Annotated in this window: 3 protein-coding genes and 1 pseudogene; 3 read left to right on the top strand and 1 reads right to left on the bottom strand. The window is 56.5% G+C overall.

Annotated elements, in window-relative coordinates:
* The 3 genes and pseudogenes from ADT71_RS30920 to ADT71_RS00685 form a co-directional block, all read left to right on the top strand.
* Window positions 1-178: pseudogene (locus tag ADT71_RS30920) on the top strand (IS3 family transposase); the annotation flags it as partial.
* Window positions 179-493: 315 nt separating this feature from the next.
* Window positions 494-3046: a TonB-dependent siderophore receptor gene (locus tag ADT71_RS00690; protein ID WP_082370054.1), complete on the top strand. Its 2553-nt coding sequence runs from the start codon at window positions 494-496 to the stop codon at window positions 3044-3046.
* Window positions 3046-5178, top strand: coding sequence for an Atxe2 family lasso peptide isopeptidase (locus tag ADT71_RS00685; protein ID WP_082370053.1), 2133 nt, complete (start codon window positions 3046-3048; stop codon window positions 5176-5178). The genes ADT71_RS00690 and ADT71_RS00685 overlap by 1 nt, the downstream gene beginning before the upstream one ends.
* On the opposite strand, the gene ADT71_RS29840 is transcribed toward ADT71_RS00685, so the two are convergent.
* On the bottom strand, window positions 5102-5378 hold a 277-nt coding region (locus tag ADT71_RS29840), incomplete at its 5' end, for an integrase core domain-containing protein (protein WP_156336373.1). The genes ADT71_RS00685 and ADT71_RS29840 overlap by 77 nt on opposite strands.

Genomic DNA, 5378 nt, shown 5'->3' with positions numbered 1-5378 from the left:
CGAGGTCATCTGGCGGCAGCGATCATGGCCAAGCGTTTCGGCCGTGGAAATGGCAACGCTGCGCTGGGTCGATTGGTACAATAATCACCGGCTCTTCGGCCCTATCGGGCACATCCCGCCCGCTGAGGCCGAAGACAATTACTATGCAGCCCTCGAGAACCTCGATATGGCTGCATAGCCAAATGAAAACTGCCTCCTGAAAACCCGGGGCGCTTCAACTTGAGGAAGCCAATCGATACGGTGAAGCAGGGTTCAAGCTAACGACTGGGGATGGCGCAACTTCGCGCCGCCCGGTTTATGGAACCTTGAAAATCGACGACCCTCAACAGCTTGCGCGAGTACTAGCCCGCAGTCTCGACCTAGAAGTCGTCGAGACAAGTACCGGGATCAGTCTTTCGCAAAAATAAAATTGCAGTTGTGTTTAGGGTAACTCCCATCAACATCAGTTGATGCTTGGTGAACCCGCAGACGGGTCGCAACCAAGGGGGTCTTCATGAGCGTTATTCGCCGCGGAGTGGCAGGCACTGTGCTTGCCGCGAGCGTGATCTGCTGTCCATCGATTGCAATGGCTGATGAAGGCGGTGGCCAGAAAGTCAGATACGACTTTCCCCCACAATCTCTCTCGGACGCTTTGCTCAAGGTCGGTGAGGCAACCAAGCGGCAGATCATCTTCCCTGGGGAGGTGATGGCGCGATTGAAGGCCCCCGAAGTTCATGGCCTTTATTCGGCAGACGAAGTGGTCAGGCTGTTGCTGGCGGGGACCAGGTTCAAGGTCGAGTTTTCAAGAGAGGCCATCTACATTTCGGGGCGATCTGAAGCGGCGCCCACGCCGCTAACTGAGAACGACGTTACTAGTGACATCACGGTCACCGGGTCGCGCATCAGGGGCGCGATAACCTCCTCGCCAGTATTCAGATACGAAACCAAACAGCTTCGAGACGAGGGTGTCACCGATATGCGCTCGCTGGCGGCCGTCATTCCGCAAAACTTTACGGGCGGTCAGAACCCTGGAGTGGGGACCGGAGGCGAGGGTAGAGGCAACTCCAACGGCAATTCCTCGACATCGCTCAATTTGAGAGGTTTAGGTTCGGACGCAACGTTGACGCTGATGAACGGGCATAGGCTCGCTTACAATCAAAACAGCAATTCTGTCGACTTTTCGAGCATCCCTTTCGCAGCAGTCGCGCGCGTAGAGGTGATGCCAGATGGAGCATCGGCGATTTATGGATCGGACGCGGTCGGCGGCGTCGCCAACATCATCCTCAAAGATTCGTTCGAGGGTCTCTGGGCCAACGCCATCATCGGTGCCGCTACCGAAGGTGGATATATCACGCAGAGCTACAACGCCGTGACGGGTCAGAACTGGGGCTCGGGCGGTCTCATGATTACAGGGAACTATGACAGGAGCACAGGAATTCTCGCGGGCGAAAGGCCCTTCACCTCAACGGTGAACCCGGCGATCTCGCTTTTCCCCTTGTTGAAAGCGTTCGGATTCGTAGCGGTAGCTCATCAAGATTTGTCGCAGAAGCTCACCTTGTCTGTCGATGCGCTGTACTCCGAGCGCGATGCGTACAACCAGTACGCCTACACATTGACCGGACCTGTCACACAATCTGGGTTGTATCGGCATTCTTCAAACTGGAGCCTGAATGTCGCGCCCAAACTGAACTATACTGCGGGTGAATGGAATCTCTTCATCCAGGGCGTTTATGGCAAGACTGGCGTAACGACAGTCAGCCGATTGTACCCAAGCGGGTCAAGCACTGTGCGCATGAAGAATGACACCATCGGCGTGGAAGTCGGGGCCGAAGGCAGGCTGCTTGCTCTGCCTGCGGGCTTTATTCGTGCCGCAGTTGGCGGCGGATATCGGAAAGACAGTCTTCACTCGCAGAGTGCTGCGCGCAAGGTTGGCGGCGACCAGGAAAGCCATTTCGCTTATGGGGAGCTCGGCGTACCGATTGTCGGCCCAGCCATGTCAATTCCCGGTGTTTATCGGCTGAATTTTGACGCAGCTCTGCGGTATGAGGATTACAGGGGCGTCGGAAGCGTAGTGACCCCTAAGCTGGGTGTGAACTGGTCGCCGACGCCGGATTTTGATTTGAAGGGAAGCTGGGGGCGTTCATTCAAGGCGCCGACGCTATATCAGCGCCTGGTATTTCCCGAGCTCACTCTCTTTCCAGGAGATCTATGGGGCGAGCGGAGCGCGCCTGCGGGTCAAACGATCCTTCAGATCGATGGCGGCAACGCTGATCTGAAACCGGAACGGGCGTCAAACCTTTCGGCGACGGTCGTACTGCATCCTCGAAGTCTGACAGGCTTCAGTGTGAGTGCCACCTACTTCAAGGTCAATTACCGCGATCGGATTGCCATGCCCGCGGTCGCTGTCTCTCGGATGCTCACGGATCCGGTTTATGCGGGCTTTGTGTCTCTCAATCCCACATCGGCAGGAATCGAGCAGTTACTATCACAAGCGCCTGCAGGCATTCTGGACGTGACGGGCACAGGCCAGCCATTTGACCCAGCCTCTGTCTTCGCAATTGTAGACTACCGCTACACAAACGTGTCTCGCGATCGAGCAGAAGGCGTTGATGTTTCCGGAAGCTATTCGCTCGATTTCACACCCCACTCCAAGGTAACGTTACAGGTGTCGGCCACGTATCTGAGTTCGCAGCGGGTGGTGGTTGACGGCCTAGCTGCTGTCGAGATGGCTGGAACGATCTATTATCCGCCTCATGTCCGCGTTCGCGGTGGGGTTAGCATTGATCGAGGACCCCTCTCCGTCAATGCAATCGTCAATCATATCGGCGGCGTGAAAGATAATCGTCTCGCCGCCCAGGTCAATGTGGATGGAATGACCACGTTCGACCTGACACTCAAGCGCAGGTTCGGGGACGACCGTAGCGTCGAAGCGCAGATTTCTGCGGCGAACCTATTCAACGCGAGACCGGATCACATTCGCGCAACGGGCATAAACCTGCCCTACGATTCGGCGAACTATTCGCCGATCGGTCGCTACATCAGCTTCTCCATCACGAAGGCCATGTAATGATCATGGGCTTGCTGACAGCTCTAGCTGGCGCGCATCTTGTTCATCCAAATCCCTCGGCTTGTGCGGTTTCGGCAAGCCAGCGCATTATCGCTTCGGCGCGGGAAACCGTTTCGGCAATGGATCTGATGCAACTGCGCGACATAGGTAGTTTGTCCGACGACAGCGCGCCTTTTGCGGTTTCGCCGGACGGAGTGCGCGTGGCCGTCGCGGTGCGCGAAGCTGTGGCCGAAGCGAATAGCTATTGCACGCGTATCCTGGTTATCGACCTGCGTTCTCGAACGTCACATGAGGTTACCGCAATAGAAGGGGGGGTAATCCTCGAGAGAGGAGATCTCGCCGGAAAACTGGCCGATTTCGGGTCGGGTGTGATGCGGGCGCTCATTCCGCAGTGGTCGCCGGACGGAAAGAGCCTCGCTTACCTCGAGAAGCGGGATGGGATCGATCAGGTCATGATCGTACCTGCTGACGGTAGCGAGAAACGTAGGCAATTGACCAATTCGGAGGTCGACGTGCTGCAGTTCCAATGGGGGAACGATGCGTCGCAATTGGAATATGTCGCGCGATCGGAAGCCTCGCGCGAAAAGGTTGCCCTCGAAGCCGAGGGGCGACGCGGTTTTCACTACGATGACCGATGGGTCCCGATGTGGAAATTCCAACCGTTCACGCCTGTAACTCAGAAGCATCGGTTTTCCGTGAACGCCACCACAGGGGCGGTACACGAGGTCCCCTTCCGCGAAATCGATCTCGATACAGCGCAGCGTGCCTTTGGCCCAGGGAAGTCAGAAACTGTCATTCGTCTCCAAGATCCCGAGTTTGTAAACAGCCTTAAGGAAATCCAGTCCCGAAGTGCGACGGCCGAGGCACTCTGCAGGAGTGATGCTTGCGCTACCGCGGAAAAGGTCTGGATGAGGCCGGAAGATCGTCGCATCCTGTTCCTTCGAAAGGCTGGGTGGAGTGATAGTTTAACCCAGATCGTTCGATGGGATCCGGTAAGCGGCAGGAGCCGCGTCGTTGTTGCAACCGAAGATAATATCGGCGGATGCAGGGCGGCCCGGGATCAGTTGCTTTGCGCAATCGATGGCACCCTGCAACCACGGCGCCTCGAGTCAATCGATTATGACACCGGCAGGCGCTCGGTTCTGCTGGATCCCAACCCGGAATGGGTCAAGAAACAAAAAGGGAAAGTCAGAAACCTTCGGTGGCGTAATTCGCTCGGTCTCGAGTGCTTTGCGAAGCTCATTCTGCCAAAAGCAAATCGCGCAAGTGATCGCAAGCTCCCCCTCATCATTGTTGGATATCAGAACCGTGGTTTCGCCCGCGGCGGCAGCGGAGATTTTTTCCCAATACTGCCCTTTGTCGGGGAAGGGTATGCCGTGCTCTACTACCAGCTCCCGTATCCCATCGGCTTCAAGGATCCCATGAAGGACTGGTCAGAAGCCGGACGTCGAGGGCTGGATAATTGGGCCGACTACCAAAGTTTCCAATCTGCGATCGAGATCATCCTGAGCAAGCTGGATGATGAGGGCGTAATTGATCGCGACCGTGTCGGCATCACGGGCTTCAGCGCCGGGACGGCGCGGGCCATGTTCACGTTGTCTCAGGGACGAAACTATAGGGCGGCATCCTTCATCGGGTGCTGTGGCGGGCCGATCAGCCGCGACTTGTTTATGGGGCCGTTGATGGCAGCTTCCTATCGCGAAATGGGTTATCCAAGCCTGCGGGATGACCTCTCAAAACAGCCTAATGACTACGATCTTGCTCCCAATGTGGGGCGGGTAGAGACTCCAATTCTTGTTCAGTCCGGCGACCGGGAATTTCTTGCTGGATTACAGAGCTTTGATGCGTTCCGCCAGAATGGCAAGACATTCGATCTGTACGTATATCCAGACGAGTTCCATATTTTCTGGCAACCCATTCACCGGCTAGCCGCATACGCGAGAAATTTGGCGTGGTTTGATCAAAATCTGCTCGGAAAGCAGAACGAGTGGGCTCATGAATTTTTGACCGGGAATGTGAAGCGCCCCGGGTTTTCAGGAGGCAGTTTTCATTTGGCTATGCAGCCATATCGAGGTTCTCGAGGGCTGCATAGTAATTGTCTTCGGCCTCAGCGGGCGGGATGTGCCCGATAGGGCCGAAGAGCCGGTGATTATTGTACCAATCGACCCAGCGCAGCGTTGCCATTTCCACGGCCGAAACGCTTGGCCATGATCGCTGCCGCCAGATGACCTCGGCCTTGTAAAGGCCGTTGATCGTCTCGGCTAAGGCGTTGTCGTAGGAATCACCTACGCTACCGACCGAGGGGACGAGTTTGCCTCGGCCAAGCGCTGGG

It is taken from the genome of Novosphingobium sp. ST904 (assembly GCF_001298105.1).
GTDB lineage: Bacteria > Pseudomonadota > Alphaproteobacteria > Sphingomonadales > Sphingomonadaceae > Novosphingobium.
This window is presented reverse-complemented; position numbering and strand designations above follow the sequence as displayed.

What these genes read in the sequence shown, in the direction of transcription:
- ADT71_RS00690 (WP_082370054.1), top strand. Translation starts at nt 494, where the DNA reads ATGAGCGTTATTCGCCGCGGAGTGGCAGGCACTGTGCTTGCCGCGAGC.
- ADT71_RS00685 (WP_082370053.1), top strand. Translation starts at nt 3,046, where the DNA reads ATGATCATGGGCTTGCTGACAGCTCTAGCTGGCGCGCATCTTGTTCAT.